Source organism: Rhizobium sp. A37_96, from assembly GCF_053521765.1.
In genome coordinates, this window is the sequence record NZ_JBNWDS010000003.1 from 110,257 (window position 1) to 128,508 (window position 18,252).

17 protein-coding genes are annotated in these 18,252 nt (G+C 62.3%); 3 read left to right on the top strand and 14 right to left on the bottom strand.

The features are described 5' to 3' along the window. Nucleotides 1–27: 27 nt before the first annotated feature. Complete coding sequence (locus tag ACQZ6J_RS12285) at nucleotides 28–1,395, bottom strand: cytochrome P450 (RefSeq protein ID WP_449084249.1); 1,368 nt, start codon at nucleotides 1,393–1,395, stop codon at nucleotides 28–30. 107 nt (nucleotides 1,396–1,502) lie between these two features. Between ACQZ6J_RS12285 and ACQZ6J_RS12290 the strand changes: the two genes are divergently transcribed. Beyond that, on the top strand, nucleotides 1,503–2,174 hold the full coding sequence (locus tag ACQZ6J_RS12290; RefSeq protein WP_449084250.1) for a TetR/AcrR family transcriptional regulator: 672 nt from the start codon (nucleotides 1,503–1,505) through the stop codon (nucleotides 2,172–2,174). A gap of 3 nt (nucleotides 2,175–2,177) precedes the next feature. Here ACQZ6J_RS12290 and ACQZ6J_RS12295 read toward each other — a convergent pair whose 3' ends face one another. From ACQZ6J_RS12295 to ACQZ6J_RS12315, 5 genes are read right to left on the bottom strand one after another with little or no spacing between them, the layout of a single operon-like run. Beyond that, nucleotides 2,178–3,575 (bottom strand): LLM class flavin-dependent oxidoreductase, encoded by a 1,398-nt coding sequence (locus tag ACQZ6J_RS12295; RefSeq protein WP_449084251.1) that lies wholly within the window; start codon nucleotides 3,573–3,575, stop codon nucleotides 2,178–2,180. A 36-nt stretch (nucleotides 3,576–3,611) separates the two neighbouring features. Next, nucleotides 3,612–4,589 carry an ABC transporter permease gene (locus ACQZ6J_RS12300; RefSeq protein ID WP_449084252.1) on the bottom strand — a complete coding sequence of 326 codons (978 nt, stop codon included), beginning with the start codon at nucleotides 4,587–4,589 and terminating at the stop codon, nucleotides 3,612–3,614. Nucleotides 4,590–4,591: 2 nt separating this feature from the next. Then, on the bottom strand, nucleotides 4,592–5,611 hold the full coding sequence (locus ACQZ6J_RS12305) for an ABC transporter permease (RefSeq protein ID WP_449084253.1): 1,020 nt from the start codon (nucleotides 5,609–5,611) through the stop codon (nucleotides 4,592–4,594). Beyond that, nucleotides 5,601–7,151, bottom strand: coding sequence for a sugar ABC transporter ATP-binding protein (locus tag ACQZ6J_RS12310; protein WP_449084254.1), 1,551 nt, complete (start codon nucleotides 7,149–7,151; stop codon nucleotides 5,601–5,603). Before ACQZ6J_RS12310 ends, ACQZ6J_RS12305 begins: the two co-directional genes overlap by 11 nt. 56 nt (nucleotides 7,152–7,207) lie before the next feature. Continuing rightward, entirely contained in the window at nucleotides 7,208–8,215 is a 1,008-nt protein-coding gene (locus ACQZ6J_RS12315) for a sugar ABC transporter substrate-binding protein (RefSeq protein WP_163985437.1), read from the bottom strand. A 406-nt stretch (nucleotides 8,216–8,621) separates the two neighbouring features. Here ACQZ6J_RS12315 and ACQZ6J_RS12320 point away from each other — a divergent pair, with 406 nt between their 5' ends. Then, complete coding sequence (locus tag ACQZ6J_RS12320) at nucleotides 8,622–9,665, top strand: substrate-binding domain-containing protein (RefSeq protein WP_163985436.1); 1,044 nt, start codon at nucleotides 8,622–8,624, stop codon at nucleotides 9,663–9,665. Nucleotides 9,666–9,737: 72 nt separating this feature from the next. Continuing rightward, nucleotides 9,738–10,943: an acyl-CoA dehydrogenase family protein gene (locus ACQZ6J_RS12325; protein WP_163985435.1), complete on the top strand. Its 1,206-nt coding sequence runs from the start codon at nucleotides 9,738–9,740 to the stop codon at nucleotides 10,941–10,943. Between the two features lie 70 nt (nucleotides 10,944–11,013). On the opposite strand, the gene ACQZ6J_RS12330 is transcribed toward ACQZ6J_RS12325, so the two are convergent. From ACQZ6J_RS12330 to ACQZ6J_RS12365, 8 genes are all read right to left on the bottom strand, one after another. After that, the gene (locus ACQZ6J_RS12330) at nucleotides 11,014–12,231 is read right to left on the bottom strand and encodes an SfnB family sulfur acquisition oxidoreductase (protein WP_163985434.1); all 1,218 of its coding nucleotides are present in this window, start codon (nucleotides 12,229–12,231) and stop codon (nucleotides 11,014–11,016) included. Between the two features lie 173 nt (nucleotides 12,232–12,404). Continuing rightward, nucleotides 12,405–13,703, bottom strand: a complete 1,299-nt coding sequence (locus ACQZ6J_RS12335; RefSeq protein WP_449084255.1) for an NAD(P)/FAD-dependent oxidoreductase — start codon at nucleotides 13,701–13,703, stop codon at nucleotides 12,405–12,407. 133 nt (nucleotides 13,704–13,836) lie between these two features. After that, nucleotides 13,837–15,093, bottom strand: a complete 1,257-nt coding sequence (locus ACQZ6J_RS12340) for an ABC transporter substrate-binding protein (protein ID WP_163985432.1) — start codon at nucleotides 15,091–15,093, stop codon at nucleotides 13,837–13,839. 54 nt (nucleotides 15,094–15,147) lie between these two features. After that, nucleotides 15,148–15,576 carry a DUF4440 domain-containing protein gene (locus ACQZ6J_RS12345; protein ID WP_449084256.1) on the bottom strand — a complete coding sequence of 143 codons (429 nt, stop codon included), beginning with the start codon at nucleotides 15,574–15,576 and terminating at the stop codon, nucleotides 15,148–15,150. After that, complete coding sequence (locus tag ACQZ6J_RS12350) at nucleotides 15,573–16,628, bottom strand: aldo/keto reductase (protein WP_449084257.1); 1,056 nt, start codon at nucleotides 16,626–16,628, stop codon at nucleotides 15,573–15,575. Before ACQZ6J_RS12350 ends, ACQZ6J_RS12345 begins: the two co-directional genes overlap by 4 nt. 5 nt (nucleotides 16,629–16,633) lie before the next feature. Further along, a complete protein-coding gene (locus tag ACQZ6J_RS12355; protein ID WP_449084258.1) occupies nucleotides 16,634–16,987 on the bottom strand; it encodes a TIGR04076 family protein in 354 nt (117 codons plus the stop codon). A gap of 1 nt (nucleotide 16,988) precedes the next feature. Then, nucleotides 16,989–17,477: a DUF3830 family protein gene (locus tag ACQZ6J_RS12360; protein ID WP_449084259.1), complete on the bottom strand. Its 489-nt coding sequence runs from the start codon at nucleotides 17,475–17,477 to the stop codon at nucleotides 16,989–16,991. Further along, nucleotides 17,474–18,208: a GntR family transcriptional regulator gene (locus tag ACQZ6J_RS12365; protein ID WP_204326273.1), complete on the bottom strand. Its 735-nt coding sequence runs from the start codon at nucleotides 18,206–18,208 to the stop codon at nucleotides 17,474–17,476. The genes ACQZ6J_RS12360 and ACQZ6J_RS12365 overlap by 4 nt, the downstream gene beginning before the upstream one ends. Nucleotides 18,209–18,252: the final 44 nt, after the last annotated feature.

The following is an 18,252-nucleotide window of genomic DNA, read 5'->3' on the forward strand; positions in this document are numbered from 1 at the left end:
TGGAGGCAGTGCCAGCGATGCCTTCGTCTAGCGCTCGATGAGATTGAGCGTTAGCGGATGCATCGGCCGCAATGTGACCTTCATGACCGGCTTGGGCGAGGGCTCGTTCGAGCTGGTCACGCGGAAGGTCTGCAGCAGGACGGCGAGGATCGCGACCGCCTCCATTATCGCAAAGGCATTGCCGATGCAGACGCGCGGCCCGGCGCCGAAGGGCATGAAGGCATAGCGATGGCGATTGCGCGCCGTTTCCGGCTCGAAGCGGTCGGGATCGAAGAGCTGCGGCTCTTCCCACAGGTCCGCATGGCGATGCACGGCGTAGATCGGCACATAGATGATGGTGCCGGCCGGAATGGTATGCGCGCCGATGGTGAATTCGCGCACCACCGCGCGCGAGATGATCGGCGCCGGCGGATAAAGCCGCATGGCCTCGGAAAAGACCTGCCTGGCATAGGTGAGCCTGGCGACATGCTCGCCAAGAAGAGGGCCTCCGCCCGTCACCGTGGTGATCTCTTCGAAGAGTCTCGCCTGGCAGTCGGGATGGCGGGCGAGCAGATGGAAGGTCCAGGCAAGACCGAGCGCCGTCGTTTCATGTCCGGCGGTGATGAAGGTCATGAGATTGTCGATGACCTCCTCGTCATTCATTTGGCGGCCGGTTTCAGGGTCGGCGGCGCCGAGGAGCATGGAGACCAGATCGCTCCTTTCCTCGCCGCTCCGCCGCCGCTCGGCAATCACGGCCCCGAGAGTTGCCCGCAGGAAGGCAACGGCCGATCGTGCCTTTTCCTTGCCGGGATGAGGCATCCACTCCGGTAGGCCGAGCAGCCCGAGCGCGAATTTCCAGCCGGTCGGCTTGAGGTAGTTGGTGATATTGCGCTCGACCTTGTCGACATCGATGCCATCGCCGCCCGACATCATCGTCTCGACGATAATATCGAAGGTCGTGCGCATCATCTCCGGGCATAGGTCGATGGGGCCGTTCTTGTCGGCGAGCCAGAGATCGCGCCTGCGCCCGGCAGCTGCGATCATCGCCGGCTGCAGCTCCAAAAGCTTTTCGTGGCGAAAGGCGCCGGCCACCGACTGGCGCTGCCATTTCCAGTGCGCGCCATCCGAGGTCAGGATACCGTTTCCGAGCGCAGGCCCCAGAACACGACGGACATCCTCACCCTTGCCGAGCGCATCGGAATTGCGGACCAGCGCCTGATAGATGAGTTCGGGGTCGGTGAGATAGACCCTAAGCTTTCCCCCGACTTTGGTGAAGACGACAGGCTCGGTGAAGACTTCCGGCGGCAGCGCATCGAGCGGATTGCGGATCAGCGAAAGCAGGACATGCGGCATCGAGCGCGGGGTGAGGGGAAACGTCGTCTGCGAGAGATCGGCAGCGTTCACGCTTGCATTCATCCTTCTATCTCCTTGTTCGCCCCGGCGGATGCCTGTAGATCAGGATTAAGGTATTTGCCTTACAAAGAATAAGGTGGATACCTTAGGGCTTCAAGTGGGGAAAGAGCATGCCGGCAAACAAAGGCAAAAAGACAGGGGTTGCGGCCGGGTCCGATACGCGCGAACGGATCCTCGCCTCGACCTTGTCGCTCTTCAACCACAAGGGCCCGGAGGCGGTGACGACGGCGGAAATCGCAAAGTCCGTGCACATCAACCAGGGCAATCTCTACTATCATTTCCGCACCAAGGAATCGCTGGTGCTGGCCCTGTTTTCGCGCTTCGAGGCCGATGCGCTGGCGCTGGTCAAGCAGGCGGATGCCGTCGCGGGCGCGGATTCGAAAGCCTATGCCGGCTTTCTGCGTAAATGGTTCTCCCTCGTCTGGACCCACCGCTTCCTGTTTCGCGACATTCCGGGCCTGCTGGCAATCGCCCCCGGCTTGCGAACGCCGATCCTGATGGTCAGCGCCGGTATGCGCCTGTCCGTCGATGTCATCTTTCAGCGAATGGAGGATGCCGGCCTGATCCGTGTCGCGGCGGACGAGCGCAAGCCGCTGATGACCAATATGTGGATCGTTTCGACCTACTTCGCCGTCTATCTCGGCCTTCAGGAAGGGGTGCGCGACCTGACGCCCCGGCATGTGCATTGGGGGCTCGGCCAGGTCGCGAGCCTGTTGCGCCCCTATCTTTCGGCCGAGGCGAAGGCGGATCTGGAGGCGATGCTGGCGGAGCCCTTTGCCTGAGGTCTACCCGACCCGTCGAGAAGCGCTCGTGGTTTCGCCAAGGTTGCGATAGCCGCTCGCCGGATGCGGCGCGGCAAGCCTCGGGCCGCTGCCGCCAAGCTTTTCCCGCAGCGTGCCTGTGCGATACTCGGTCTTGTAGACGCCGCGCTTCTGCAATTCCGGCACCAGGAGATCGACGGCATCCTCGAAGCTTTCGGGCGTCACGGCATAGGCCAGATTGAAGCCGTCGACATCCGTATCCTCGATCCATTCCTGCATGAGATCGGCGACGGTCTGCGGCGAGCCGACGAAGACCGGGCCGAAGCCGCCGATGCCGACCCAATCGGCCATTTCGCGCACGGTCCATTCCTTGCCCGGGTCGATCGTGGTGAAGGTCTCGACGGCGGATTGCACCGCGTTGGTGTAGCGGTGCCGAAGCACCTCGTCGGGGGAGAACTGGCCGAAATCGATGCCCGTCCAGCCGGAGATCAGCGTCTGCGCCCCTTCGAGGGAAACATATTGGCGGTATTCGTTGAACTTGCGCTGTGCCTCGGCGTCGGTCTCGCCGAGGATAACGGTCTGGAGGTTGAAGGACAGGATTTCGCGGGGATTGCGGCCGACACGCTCGGCCGCCTCGCGAACGTTGGCGACATAGCGCTTCAGCACTGCCTTGGAGGGGGCGGCGACGAAGATGCATTCGGCATGCGCGCCGGCGAAATCCTTGCCGCGGCTCGATGCTCCCGCCTGATAGAGCACGGGTGTTCGCTGCGGCGACGGCTCGCTGAGATGAATGCCGGGGACATTGAAATGCGTGCCGGAATGGCGGATCGGATGCACCTTCTCCGGCCGCGTGAAAATACCCCTTTCGCGATCGCGGATGACGGCGTCGTCTTCCCAGCTGCCTTCCCAGAGCTTGTAGCAGACTTCGAGATATTCCTCCGCCAACGCATAGCGGTCGTCATGCTGCGTCTGGCCAGTCTGGCCGATGTTCAGGGCGCCGCTGTTCAGATAGGAGGTGACGATGTTCCAGCCGACACGGCCCTTCGTCAGGTGATCGAGGGTCGAAATGCGCCGGGCGAACGTATAGGGATGCTCGAAGGATAGCGACGCGGTCAACCCGAAGCCGAGATGCTCGGTCTCGTAGGCCATGGTCGGAATGAGTTGCAGCGGATCGTTGACCGGCACCTGCGCCGAATGGCGCAGGGCCGCATCGACATTGCCGTTCAGCACATCATAGACTCCGAGCACGTCTGCGATGAACAGGCCGTCGAATTTGCCGCGCTCCAGCGTCTTTGCCAGATGGACCCAATAATCGAGGTCCTTGTAGGTCCAGGATTTGTCGCGCGGATGGCGCCAGAGGCCCGGTGACTGGTGTCCGACGCAATTCATGTCGAAGGCGTTGAGCCTGATTTCGCGTGTCATATTGCTGTTCCTGCGATTGTATCGTTCGGCCGGCGCTCAGGCGCCGACGGCTTTCTTGTTGACGAAGCTGAAGGCGAGCACGGCGAAGATCAGGAGGCCGGTGCCGACCTGCTGCCAGTAGAAGTTCAGGCCCGTCAGCAGCAGGCCGTTGGCGACGATGCTCAGAAGCAGGACGCCGAGCACCGTGCCGGCCACGTTCGGCCGGCCCAGCGGCGAAAAGGTCGTGCCGATGAAGGTGGCGCCGATGGCGTTGAGCATGAAGCCGTTGCCGGAGGAGGGGATATAGACCGTGACCGTCGCCGTCAGTATCAGCCCGGCAAAGGCGGCAATCGTGCTGGCGAGAACGAAAGTCACGGCTACATGCTTTGCCAGGCCGATCCCCGAATAGCGCACCGTGCGCGGCTGGATGCCGATGGCAAGCACGACGCGGCCGAAACGCATGCGCGCGAACAAAAGGGCCGTGCCCGCGATGATAATGGCGGCGATCAGAAGCGGCACGGGGATGTTGCCGAGCGTTCCATGCCCGATAAAGCGAAAAGCCTCCGGTACGCCCGATGGCGGCAGATAGACCGGGTTGCCGCCATCCGTCAGCAGCTGTTGTATGCTGCGGCCGATGAACAGCGTTCCGAGCGTTGCCAGGAATGGCGATACGCCGATCGCCGAAATCAGCACCGCATTGAATGCGCCGACCAAAGCGCCCGCGCCAAGGCCCGCGAGAGCGGCAAGCGGCACGGGCAGGCCAGCCAGTATGCCGGAGACGAAGGCGAAACTCGCAAAGTCGACGGCCGTCCCGACCGAAAGGTCGATACCGCCGGCAGCGACGGCAAAGGTCATGGCAATCGAGACGATGGCGAGCAACGTGAAGTTGTTGACGAGAATGCTTTGCAGGTTGCCGACGCTGAGGAATGTCGGCGCGACCGCCGAAAACAGTGAAAAGACGGCGATGAGGGCGACGATGAGCCCGTAGCGTGCGACACTCGCCAGCGGCCGTCCCGATGCAATGGACGCGGACATGGTCAGATCTCCCGTTTGCGCAGCAGGGTGGTTGCCGACACCACGATCAGGATCAGCAGGCCCTGAACGCCGCTGACCAGCGTGCTGGGCAGGTTGAGCAGCTGGAAGCCGTTGATGAGGAAGCCGACGAATAGCGTCGAGATCAGCGTGCCGCCGATCGTTGGAACCAGACGGCGCGAAAAGACCGAGCCGAGCAGGGCGGTGACGACCACCGGAAGCAGCATCTCGCCGGAGCCGGTGGTGCTGCCGCTGAGATAGGCGACCGACAAAATGCCGGCGATCCCGCCACAAAGGCCGCTGGCGACGAAGGCGCCCGCAACCAGGCTCCTCAACGGCAATCCGGCGGCGCGGGCTGCCTCGGGAAACTCGCCGACGGCATAGAGCCTCAGACCGAGCGGGGTGAATTGCACGACAGCCGCGACGATGACGGTGAAGCCGATCAGCACGTAGGCAAGGATGGGGATGCCAAAGCCGTCCGAAGAGGAAAGAACGGTCAGCAGGTCGGTCGAGGCGGGCAGCACCGTGTTCTGCGTCAGGACCAGTTCCAGCCCGGCGACGACGTTCATCACGGCAAGCGTCGCCAGCAACGGCACGATGCCGGCAAAAACGATCGCCGAGGCATTGACGGCGCCGATTGCCAGCCCGGTGACGAGCGCGCCGGCTATGGCGACCGCATCGCCGAAGCCGAGCTGGATAAGGGTTGCATAGACGGCGGCGCTCAGGCCCATATTGGCCGCAAGCGAGAGGTCTATGCCTCCGGTGACGACATTGGAGCCGCCGGCGATCAGGACGATCGTCAGGCCGATGGCGAGCACGCCCGAAATAGCTGATTGCCCCAGCACATTGCCGATATTGCCGACCGTCAGGAAGTAGGGCGCAGTCAGCGCGAAAATCACCAGGATCGCGACAAAGGCAAGCAGCGAACCGAACCGCAGGGCCGTAGCCGCAAGCTTTCCACCGGCGGGCAACGCCTGTGCCGCGGGATTGTCGGGGAGGGAGGCAAACTGGACATCAGCCGACATGGCGCAATCCTTCCGAAGCACCGGTGGATGCCGACAGAACTTCGTCCGTTGTGGTTTGTGAGGAAATCAATTCGCGGGTGACGCGGCCGCGGAACAGGACCAGAATCCTGTCCGTGATGCCCACCAATTCCGGTAGGTCCGAAGACAGCACGATCACGCCGGCGCCGCGTGCGGCAAGCTCGCCGATCAGCGAATAGATCTCGACTTTCGAACCGATATCGACGCCGACCGTCGGCTCGTCCAGCAGATAGATCTCCGATCGGCGGCTCAGCCATTTGGCAATCGCCACTTTCTGCTGGTTGCCGCCCGAGAGCGTGCGCACCAGCGCTTCGCGACCGGAAGTCTTGATCTGCAGCCGCCTGATCAGCTCGTCGGTATCGTCGCTCTCCCGTTTGCGGTCGAGAAAGCCGAAGCGCGTATAGCGGCCAAGGCTCGACAATGTGATGTTCTCGCGGACGCTGAGATCCAGCCCCACGCCATGGCCGCGCCGGTCCTCCGGCACCAGTGCGATCTGGCGATCGACGGCTTCGACCGGGTTGCACGGCTTCAGGCCGCGCGTGTCGATATCGATCGTCCCGGATGTTGTCGTCTGCAGTCCGAACAGGGTGCGCACGAGATCTTTCGCCCCGGAGCCGAGCAATCCGGTAATGCCGAGGATTTCGCCGCGCCGCAGCGAGAAGCTGACATCATGGAAACGGCCCGTTGCCGAGAGATTGCGAACCTTGAGGATTTCCCCGCACAGTTCCACTTTCCGCTTGGGAAACATGTCTGCGATATCGCGCTCGACCATCAGGCTCGCGATCCGTCCGGCGGATATCTCGTTTTCAGTCAGGGAAGCAACGTCGACACCATTGCGCAACACGGTAACATCGTCGCACAACGCCTCGATTTCGTTGAGATAATGCGAGACGTAGACGATGGTCACGCCTTCGCTGCGCAGACGGCGGATGAGACGGAACAAGATCTCCGCTTCCTGCCGCACCAGCGCCGCCGTCGGCTCGTCGAAGACGAGGATCTTCGGCTTGTGCAGCAGAGCGCGGGTGATCTGGACGATCTGCCGTTCCGCTGTCGAAAGCTCGCCGATGAGGGCATTCTTCGGCAGATCCACGCCGAAATAATTGGCAAGGAGTTCGCTGGCGCGGCGTTGCATGGCGCTGCGGTCGAGGAAGGGCGTTTTGCCGAGGCGAATTTCCCGGCCGAGAAAGAGGGACTCTCCGACGGTGAATGTCGGAACGAGCAGCCGATCCTGATGGATGAAGTGAATGCCGAGATCTTCGCACAGATGCGGCGTCAGGCGATCGTGGGCCCGCCCTTCGATCTCGATGCTGCCCTCGTCCGGAGTGTGCAGACCTGCCAGAAGCTTGATCAGCGTCGATTTGCCGGCGCCGTTTTGCCCGACAAGCCCGTGGACGGTGCCAGGCCTGATGGCAAGAGAGGCTCCGGCGAGCGCCGTTGCGCCGCCGAAGCGCTTGACGATGCCATCGAAACGCAGGATATGCGGCGCACTCTCCGCCGTATTCGCCTGCTCTGGTGCGGTCATGAAAATGCCCTTCGCATGAGGGGCGATGCGGAGCATCCGCATCGCCTGTTTGCAGATCAGCCGATGCCGAGCTTCTTGATCACGTCAGAGACGTTGCTCTTGTTCGCCAGAAGGGCAGGGACATAGGTTTCGCGCGGCAGCGTCTGTCCTGAAAGCAGCTTGGCGACATTGCGGATGGCGGTGCGGCCGATTTCGGCCGGCTGCTGGGCCGCATCGGCACCTGCCGGTGAATTGGGATCGGCGATGAGCTGCAGAACTTCCGGGCTGCCATCGACGCCGTAGGTGCGGATTTCGGTGCGGCCGGCGGCGGCGAGGGCCTGCGTGGCGCCGAGCTGCGGAATGTCCCAGGCGGACCAGATCGCCTTGATCGACCCCTTCTCCGGATACTTGTTGAGGATCGCGGTGATCTGGGCAAAGGCGTCCTGGACCGTGTTCGGAATGACATCCCGAAGCTCCGGCTGGATGATCTTCACCTTCGGGAAGTATTTGACGACGTTGACGAGCTGATCGTAGCGGATCGCGCAGGGCGTCACGCCATAGAAGCCGTTGAAGACGACGATATTGCCTTCGCCGCCGATGTCGGAGACGAGCTGCAGCGCCAGGTCCTTGCCGATGCCCCAATTGTCCGACGTGGTGTTGTTGACCGAGTTGGTCGAGCCGACGTCGACGGTCAAAACGGGAATGCCGGCATCACGCGCCTTTTTCAGCCAGGGATCGATGACGCTCAGCGTGCCGAGAATCTGGACGATGGCGTCCGGCTTCTGCGCGATCAGCGTCTGCAGCTGCGACACCAGCTTGCCGTCGTTGCGGCCGGCATCGACGGCGATCGGCGTGCCGCCCAGCCGCTTCACCTCTTCGATCTGCGCATTGTAGGCCTGAAGGTCGAAATAGTGATCCGTTCCGGTCGCGCTGATCGCAACGCGCTTGCCTTTCAACGACAGGGCGTCGTCGGCAGCCGCGGCGGTCTTCGACAGAAGGCTCGAAGCGGCGAGCGCGGTCCCGGCAGCGGCGGTCAGCTTCAGAATATCCCGGCGTCCAAGTCCGGTCGTTTTCTCATTGGTCATGAAAGTACCTTTCCAGCAATCCAAAAAATGCCAATAGATTACAAAATAGATAGATTTAAATAATTACGGAGAAACGTTTTTCCAAAACCGGCGCGCATGTGGAAATTTCCATGATGCCATCTCGATATCAGGCATGTCGGGTTTTTGGGGCCATAGAGGCCGGTCGTGTTCAATCGGTGCTCGCGGAATCCGGGCGGGTATCGGGATTGTGCGTCGAACAGGGGGCCATTCGCGAGGCATGTCCTTGCCGCCATCTATTCGGCCGGCGAACAAAGAATCTCCGAAGGCCGGCAAAATCGAATGATTAAATCTACTAAAAACATAGAGTTTATATCTAATAATTGTATGCGTCGCAGGTCATCGTTCCGTCAGACGACGCTTCCGATTGATCGTGAGGATCGCGACGATGAAATTTATCACACGGCTTGCCTTGTCGGCCGTTGCCCCTCTTCTTGTTACACAGGCTGCGCTGGCCGATGGCGTGAGCGGCGCGCCTGCTCCCTTCGACAAGGGTGGCGTGAAGGTTGCTCTCATCAGCTATATCTCCGCCGGCGACTTCTTCCAGGCCTATCAGGCCGGCGCCGAAGCGCAGGCCAAGGCGCTTGCCATCGATCTCCGCGTCTTCCCGGGTCGCCAGGACGCTGCCGCCCAGCGCGAGCAGATCCTCCAGGCGATCAATCTCGGCGTCTCGGCCATCGTCATCGACCACGGCCTGCCGGAATCGCTTGGCGATGTCGTCCAGCAGGCGCTCGACAAGGGCATCAAGGTCGTCGCTTTCGACGTCAATCTCAACAATCCGAAGATTCCGCAGGTCGAACAGAGCGATCACGAGCTTGCCGATCTCGCCCTGAAGCAGGTCGTCAAGGAGAATGGCGACAGCTTCAAGGCAGGCTATGTGTATGTCGCCGGCTTTGCGCCGCTCGACCGCCGCAACGAGGTCTGGGACAGCTTCAAGAAGCAGAATGCCGGGGTCGTCGAGAAGGCCCGCTTCGGCAATGTCAGCGATACCACGGCGACGTCGACGGCCGACCAGGCAAAGGCGGCGCTGACAGCCAATCCCGATATCACCGTCGTCTTCGCTCCCTATGACGAATTCGCCCGCGGCGTGAAGCTCGCCGCCACCGACCTCGGCATCGCCAACAAGCTGAAGATCTATTCGGCTGATGTGTCGACGGCCGACATTCAGGAAATCACCGAGCCGGGCAGCCCTTGGGTCGCGACGGTTGCGACCAATCCGGCCGTCGTCGGCGCCGTGTCCATCCGTGCCGCCGCGCTGCAGGTGGCAGGGCAGGAGGTGCCGCACCAGATCACGGTCAAGCCGACGCTGCTGACGCAGGACGGGCTTCGCGCCGCCGGCGTCAAGACGATCGAGGAACTGGCGCAGAAAATCCCGGCCTTCAGCACGAGCGATGCGGTGACCGCCAGCTGGATTCCGGACAAGCTTTTCTAGGCAGCCGACCTCGATCCGCCGGCGGGATCTCTTGATCCCGCCGGATTACGTCCATGAACCGGAGTTCACATCATGAGCCAGTCCAACGTCGTCTTCGCCAGCAACAGAAACGCCACGCGGGAAGACCTCTTTGCCAGAGCGGAAGAGATTGCCGCGGATCTTTCCAAGCGCGCCGCGGAGCTCGATCGTGAAGGTCGGCCGCCGCTCGGCGAAATCGTCAAGTTAAAGAATGCGGGATTGCTGAACGCCCTGCATGCGTCGCAGATCGGCGGCGGTGGTCTCGATTGGGTGGATGGCTTGCGGCTGGTTCGCATCCTCGCGCGCGGAGAAAGCTCCATCGGACAGCTTCTCGGCTATCATTACGTCAACAGCCAATATGTCTATTGGGCCTTCGACGAGGGGCGTGCGCAGGAACTCGGCGGCAAGACCGTTGCCAACAGCCTTTACTGGGGTGCCGCCGTCAATCCCCGCGATCCCGGCCTCGTGCTGACGCGCCGCGGCAATGGCTATGTGCTGAACGGCCGCAAATCTTTCTCCACGGCCGCCCATGTTTCCGATTACATCAACGCCAATGCGGCGCTCGACGACAAGATCGTGGGCTTTGCCGTCCCAACCAACCGCGCGGGCTACAAGGCCAATGACGACTGGGACAATTTCGGCCAGCGCGTGTCCGACAGCGGCAGCGTCGAGTTCCACGATTTTCCTGTCTATGAAGAGGATCTGGACAGGGCGGCATCGACCGGCGGCGAGGCACCGGTTCTTGCCACGTTCAACACGCCGCTCATTCAGCTGGTCTTCGTGAACTTCTATCTCGGTACGGCCGAAGGAGCGCTGCGCGAGGCTCTCGATTATGTCCGCACCACGACGCGCCCCTGGGTAACCTCCGGCGTCGAGCGCGCATCGGACGATCCGTATATTCTGGAGCGTGTCGGCGAATTCACCGCCGCTCTGAAGGCGTCGGCTGCGCTAGCCGACAATGCTGCAGCAGCGGTCCAGAAGGCCCTTGCGAAAGGGCACAAGGCGACGGCGCGTGAACGCGGAGAAGCGGCGGCTGAAGCCTATGCGGCAAAGGTCAATGCTACGCACACGTCCCTGGACATAACATCACGCGTCTTCGAGCTCACCGGAGCGCGCTCGACCGCTGAGAAATATCGCTTCGATCGCTTCTGGCGCAATGTGCGGACTCATACCCTGCACGACCCGGTCTTCTATAAAGCCAAGGAGGTCGGGGAGTTCGTTCTGAACGACCGGATTCCCGAGATCAGCCTCTATAGCTGATCTGATATCGCCGGCCATGCAAAAGCCCCGTTGCCGGACATCGGCAACGGGGCTTTTGTTTGAGCTTTTATCAGAGCGCGCCGTTCTTCGGCGGAAGGACGTCATTGAGGTGGTAGTTGCCGACGACGTGATATTTCCAGCGAACCGGGTCGTGGAGCGTATGCGTGCGGGCGTTGCGCCAGTGACGGTCGAGATTGAGGTCGAGCTTGACCGATGCCGTTCCGGCAAGTTCGAACAGCGTATTCGTTGCCTCGATGGCAATTTCCGTCGTCAATACCTTGGCCGCCGCAACGGCGAGGGTTGCCTCGACCACTCTTTTTTCGGTGGTCTCGACCTGCGCGGCATCGACCTTGCGGCCGGCGCGCTCGATGGTCGCGGCGGCTGCTTCCAGCCGGATGGCGATCTGGCCGATCCTGGCGATTGTCAGTGGGTCGTCGCTGGCCCGCTCGACGCCGCTATCCATCCAGGGGCGGGATCTGGTCTTCACGAAATCAAGCGTCTCGGCGAAGGCGGCCCTGGCGATACCGAGATCGATGCCGGCATGGATGATCTGGCCGACGGAGCCGATGGTCGTCGGCCGCTCGAACCCCTTGTGATGGAGGACGACATGATCGGCATTCACATAGACATTGTTGAGGACGGTGGTGCCGCTGCCTGTCGTGCGCTGCCCGAAGCCATCCCAATCATCGATGATTTCGACGCCCTCGGTGCCTTTCGGAACGAAGGCCATGACGAGCTTGTCGGCTTCATCCAGCGCGAATACCGTTATCCAATCGGCGAAAAGAACGCCTGTCGAATAGAACTTGCGGCCATTGATGCGATAGCCCGGGCCGTCGCGGACAATACGGGTATTGTAGTGCCCGACCGTCTTCGTGCCCCTCTCCGACAGGGCATTGCCGAAGCGGTCGCCGGCCAATGCGCGGCTGAAGAAGTAGCGCTTCTGGTCTTCGGAACCGTCGATGCGCAAGGCCTCGAGGATATAGAAATGATTCTGCGGGATCTGCCCGATCGAGCCGTCCGCCTGGGCGAGGGTCGCCGTGATCTCGGCCAGAGTTGCATTCGAGACATCCAGGCCGCCATATTCTTCCGGAACGGTGATCGCCAACAATCCGGATTGCGACAGGGCATCCATCTCGGCGAAGGGAAGCAGCCGCTCGCCGTCACGTTCCGAGGCGGTGGCGGCGAAGAGCTTGGCAAGCTCCTGTGCCACGGCCAATGCATGTTGCTCGCTCTCAAGCAACGTGGCTTCGGGGTGCTTGGAGGTGAGATGATGCAGTTGCGCGTTCATAGGCGGACTCCGATTTCATTCGGCGCCACGATGCAGCATTCAAAGCCGGGCTTCGAGAAAAGGCATTTCGTTTTTGCGGACGCGGTCGCTTCTTCGTTTCTTTATCTATAGAATTGCTGGTTAATTACTGCCTGTTGTCGCGCTTCTATTTCTGACGCCTGTGATGTCGGCCCCTATGGGCGGCTGCTTCGCCAGTCCTGAAAGCGCGCATGCGCCAGGGCAAGCGAAGCGACCATGGGCGTGAGCGCGTGAAAGGGCAGCGGGCGGCTGAATTGGAGCGGGATCGGCAGGGATTCCGCCGTTTCGCCGAGCGCCAGCCTCGCAAGCGTCCGGCCGAGCTGCGCCGTCATGGCGATGCCGCGGCCGTTGCAGCCGATGCCCCCGAAAAAGCCCTCGCCGAAGCGGTAGAGGCGCGGCAGGAAATCCGGCGTCATGATGGCGGTGCCGGTCCAGACGATCTCGATGCCCGGATGGCGCGGCAGGCGAAGCTCGGAGACGAGCCGGTCGACGACCGCGTGGCCGACGCGCTCGAAGGCGCCGATCGGATTGATCGCCATGCCGCCGCTGATCAGCCTGTTGTCGCGATCGAGCCGGTAGGTGAAAAGGTTGGAACGCGTATCGCCGACGGGGCGGCGGTTCGGTGCGATGCGCGCAACGGTCTCGGTGTCGATCGGCTTGGTCGCTACCTGATAGACCTTGAGCGGCACGCCGGTTCGCCCCATGCGCGAGGCTATGCCGTCGGTAAAGGCATTGGTGGCGAGAATGACCGCCTCTGCTTCGATCTCATGATCCGCGAAACCGATGCGCCAGGTTTCGCCGTCTCGCTCGACGCTTTCAACCCTGCTGTTCTCGCGGATCACGCCGCCACGCCGCGTTACCGCGCGCGCAAGTCCGTAGAGATAGTTCAACGGATGGATGGTGCCGCCGGAACGGTCGATCAATCCTCCGGAATAGATGTCCATGCCCGTTTCGTTGCGGATGGCGCGCGCGTCGAGAAAGTCGACGGGACGGCCGAGCTCCGTCCAATCCTTTGCCCGCCGGCGCAGGATCTGCGCCATGTCGTCGCCATAGGCTGGCTGGAGCCAGCCGGTCTGCGCGGCGTCGCAGGCGATCTGTTCCTCTGCGATGATCGCGAAAACCTGGTCGGCACCGGAGCCAACAAGAGACAGCAGCGCATCCGCCTCGGCGCGCGGCAGCTTCTGGCGCACCGTGGCCGGATCGGCCTTGGCGAAATTCGGGACGACGAAGCCGGCATTCATGCCGCTCGCACCGGCCCCCAATTGTCCGGCCTCGAGAACGGTGACCGAGCGGCCGGCACGGGCAAGATGAAGGGCCGCGGTCAGACCGGTGAAACCGGCGCCGATCACGACGACGTCGCAACGCGACGGAGCCTCGCTTGAAAGCTCGGGAGCACGGCTGGCCGTCAGTGTCCACAAGGTCGGATTGATGGGGCGAGCAACGTGGCTGGGCATCAGCGGAGGATCTCTCAATAACTATGCCAGGGAGCGGTCTCAACCGGTCAGCCGCTGAAGGGATTGCGCAGGGATTTTCTTTGCACGAGGCGCTCCGACCGGAGCGCCTCGTTCTCCTGAATGGATTGGTGGCCTACTTGATCTTGTCCTTGAGGGCCGAGACGTCTTCCATCGACAATTCGCCATCGGTCGCGACCTTGCCGTCGGCGATCTTCCAAAGGCGGAAGGGGCCGGTGATGTCGCCATACTGATCGAAGGAGACCGGTCCGATGACGCCTTCGTAGCGGATCGGCTTGCCTTCCTTGATCAGGCCGAGGGCCTTGGCGAATTCCTCCTTGCCGGCGTAGATCGGCGTGCCATTCGGATCGACGACCTTGAACATGGCGTCCTTCAGCTTCGATGTGTCGTCGCCGGCGATCGCAAGCGCGAGGCCGACGATCGCGCCGGCATCATAGGCGCGGTCGGCAGCCGGATTGGAGGGCTCGATGCCCGAGAAATCCTTGTAGTTCTTGTTGAAGTAATCGGTCGACGGCGTCGGCGTGGTGCCCGACGAGGTGCCGTAGGCGTCTTTCAGATAGTCGGCCCCGACGGAATCGATGAAGTCCGGGCTGTTCATGCCGTCGTTGAGCAGGAATTTCTGCGGGCCGCCCTGCGAGATCCAGGTGCGGGCGATGGTTGCGCCGTCGACCGGCGTGCTGACGAGATAGAGGCCGTCCGGATTACCGGCCATGCCGGCGGTGACTTCCGATGCATAGCTCGACTGCTTTTCATTATAGGGCGTGGTCGAGACGATCGTGCCGCCGAGCGCCTTGTAGGCCTTGGAGAATTCCGCGACCATGTTGACGCCGAAATCGCTGTTGACGTGGATGATCGCCAGCTTCTTGAAGCCCTTGTCGATCGCGTACTTGGCGGCGGCGATGCCCTGCAGCGAATCCGAGGTGATGGTGCGGAAGAAGATGCCGTTGGTCTTGCCGTCGCGGCCGAGCGCGGTCAGCGTCGGCGAGGAGGCGGCAGGCGACACCTGCACGATCTTCGCGGGGGCGGTCACCGAGGTCAGGATCGGGATCGTGACCGAAGAGATAATGCCGCCGATGATGGCGGGAACTTTCTTGACCTGCACGAGCTGGGTGGCCGCATCGACGGCGACGTTACCCTGGCTCTGGCTGTCGCGCGTATCCGTCACCAGATCGCAGCCGTGGGCGCCGCCGGCGGCGTTGATGTCCCTGAAGGCCATCTCGACGGACTTTGCACCCGCCTGGCCATATTCGCCGGCGGGGCCGGTCAGTTCCATCACGAGGCCGACCGTCACCTTGCAATCGGCAGCGTTGGCAGCACCGGCCGCGGCGAGAAGCGCCAGAGCCGTGGTGATTTGAAATATCGTCTTCTTCATCTTTGTTCCCCTTGTTCGGTCAACGATTTTCATGTCTGGTTTTTTAGGAACCTGTCAGTTGTCCGGCATCTGCAGCCAGGTTTCATGCAGATGCTGCCATTCGACACCGTTGGGTGCCGATGAACTTGCGGTGAAAAGCGCGCTTGCCTGACGCCGGCTGTATTTGCCGGCGCGCGACTGGGCTTCGACATAGGTGAGCACGATAGCGTCGTCGGTCTCGAAGCTCGCGCGGATATCCGAAATCTCGATGGTGAAATCGCCGCGAAAACTCGCGCGGTTTGCCCGGATCAGCTCGATGGTTTCATTCCGGTCGAAGATGCGGCCGGTCGGCGGGATCATGCGGAAAGCCTGGCCGAAGGTGCGCTCGCAACGGCCGAAGTCGATGCCGTCGGCCGTTGCGGCGTCGTACCATCCTTCGAAGAAGCGATGGAAATCCACGACCTCGGCGCTGGCCTTCCGAAAAAGAGGTGATTGCTGGCTCATACCTTCCCCGCATTGAGGTTGTAGTGCATGATCGAGCCGTGTCTGCCGGTGCGATCGCGCTCCAGCGTATAGACGTCGCCCTCGATGCCAGGGCTTTGGCCGATAACCCCGGCGATCTGCCGGCGATCTTCATCGGAGAGTGCAATGTCCATGATCTTCGCATTGGCGAGCGCATGCGCCTGATTGCGCGCGCCGACGATGACGGCGGCGACCTGCGGCTGTTCCAGCACCCAGGCGCTGGCGATCGTGGCGATGTCGACGCCGTGGCGCTCGCCGATGGCCTTCAAAGTGTCGAGCAGCGACTGGAACAGCTCCCAGCCGCCGAAATCGTCGATGATCAGCTTGTATTTGACCAGAGACCGGTTTTCGAGCGGCATATCCGGTTCAGGCTGTCCGAGCCATCTGTCGCTCAGGAAACCTCCGGCCACCGAGCCGTAGCACAGGAATTTCACGCCGTTCTTGGCCGCCAGCTGCGCGAGCTTGTTTGCCGGCCGCTGATCGAGAACCGAATATTGCAGCTGCTGGCTGACCAGGGGAATGCCGGCCACAAGGATTTCGGCGATATGCGGCGTGTCGAAATTCGTCGTGCCGACATTGCGCACCTTGCCTTCGCGGCGCATCTCGTCGAGCCAGCCGAGCGCATCGAGATAGCCTGACAGCGAGTAGTCCCACCAGTGAAACTGCACCAGATCGAGCTGCTCGGTCTTCAGCTTGCGCAGCGATTTATCGACGATGCCGCGAATATAGTCGCGGTTGATCGTTGCCAGCTTTTCCAGGTCGGGCACGAGCTTCGTATGGACTTTCATCGCGCCTGCGGCCTCGGCGCCGCGCTCGTTGCGAAGCCGCTCGCGTGCCTCGCCGATCAGCTCCTCGACGCCCGTATAGATATCGGCGCAGTCGTAGGTGCGGATGCCGACGTCGAAGGCGGCAATCAGGTCGGTCACGGCCTGCGCACGATCGATGGCGCCGTGTCCTCCGGCAAGCTGCCAGCCGCCGCGGATCACGCGTGAAATCTCGTATCCGGGGCTGAGCTCAAAAGTCTTGGCGGTCATGCGGTTCATTCTCCTTCAGGCAACGGTACGGCCGTGGTTTCGGCGTGGCTGAACCGCCGCTTGCCCGTTCTGACGATCCGCAGCCGGCTCGCGCAGTTCGGGTCGGGGCAGGCGATTTCCGCGTCCGACGTCATCCAATCGTTCTTGTGGGTCGGCCGTTGCTTGGCCGCAAGCAACGGCAGGACGGCGGATATGGAGTAGATCGAAAAGCCCTGGCCCGGCGGCAGCGACAGCATTTCGCCCTTGAGTTCGAAATAATCTCCCGGCTTGGCGCCGCAATAGATCGGCTTGCCTTCGGGAATGACGGCCTCGATCCTGAGGTCGAAGAGTTCGAAACTGTCGTCGGCTGCGGCTGCCATCTCAGATTTCCGCGCGTTCGAACGTGACGTCGCAGGCGCCGTTGCGGCGGATGATGCCGCAGGCTGAAGCGAAGTGTTCGCGTTCGTCGGGGCGGACCTGCGCGACGACGCTGCCGGCAAGCCAGCCGATCGGGAAGAGCAGGCGCGCGCCCTGTCCATAGAACAGGCCGATATCGAAAATCGCATCGGGATTGCCGCCCCACATGCGCGGCGGCACATAGCTGAGCACGATATCGCCGGGCTGCGGCGTCAGCGTCGCGTTTTCGGCCGGCAGCGCTGTGGCGTAGGTGGCGTCTTTCAGATGGACCGGCGGGATGGGGCAGGAGATTTCCGGGCCGGTCCACATGGCATGAATGCCGCCGACCACGCGCGGCTCGCTCAGATAGGTCCAGAGAAAGGCGGCGTTGTCAGGCGCCTTGGCATCCAGCAGCGGCGCAAGGACGCTGAGGCCCGAGCGTGATTCGGAGATCTTGATGGCGCGTTGGCTCATGCGGATAGGCCCTTCTTGGCTTCGGCTTCCAGTTTGTTGCGCAGGAAGGTAAAGGGCCGACTGATGTCTGCGACCAGGGCATCGCGGGCTTCCTTAGCGTCTTGCGTGGCGATCGCCTTGACGATCGTGCGGTGATAATGCGCCGTATCGACTTCGCCGGCATCCGAGAAGGCGTAAATGGCAACGCGGATACAGGGACCGGACTGCAGCCACAGGCTCTCGATCATCGGGATCAGCACGGCGGAACCGCAGGCGCGATAGATCTCGAAATGAAAGGCCTGGTTGAGCGTTACCTCGCGGTCGACGTCTTTCTTGTGCTTCAGCGCACGCATCTCGTCCCATTCGCCGAGCATGCTCTCGATGGTGGCGATCTGGCGCGAATTCATGCGGGTGGCGGCGAGCGCGATCGCCTCGCCCTCGATGAGGATGCGCGCGCGCAGAAGGTCGTCCATGCGCTCGAGCGTGATTGGCGGTACGCGAACCGATCGGTTGGGCAGGGCTTCCAGCGCCTTTTCGGTAATCAACCGGCCCAGCGCCTCGCGCACCGGCATGGTGCTCGTCATCAGCGCATCGGCCAGGCCCCGGATCGTCAGCACCTGGCTCGGCTCGAACAGGCCGCCGATCAGCGCGCGGCGCAGCTCGGAATAGACCCGGTCCTGAACCGTCTCGCGGCCCACGGGCGCAAGCTGTGCGGCAATCGGATCGCTCTTTTCGGCGGTGGCCTTTTGCATTCGAAATCCCTTTTTCGGCTTGCGAAGCGGATTAAAGCCGATTA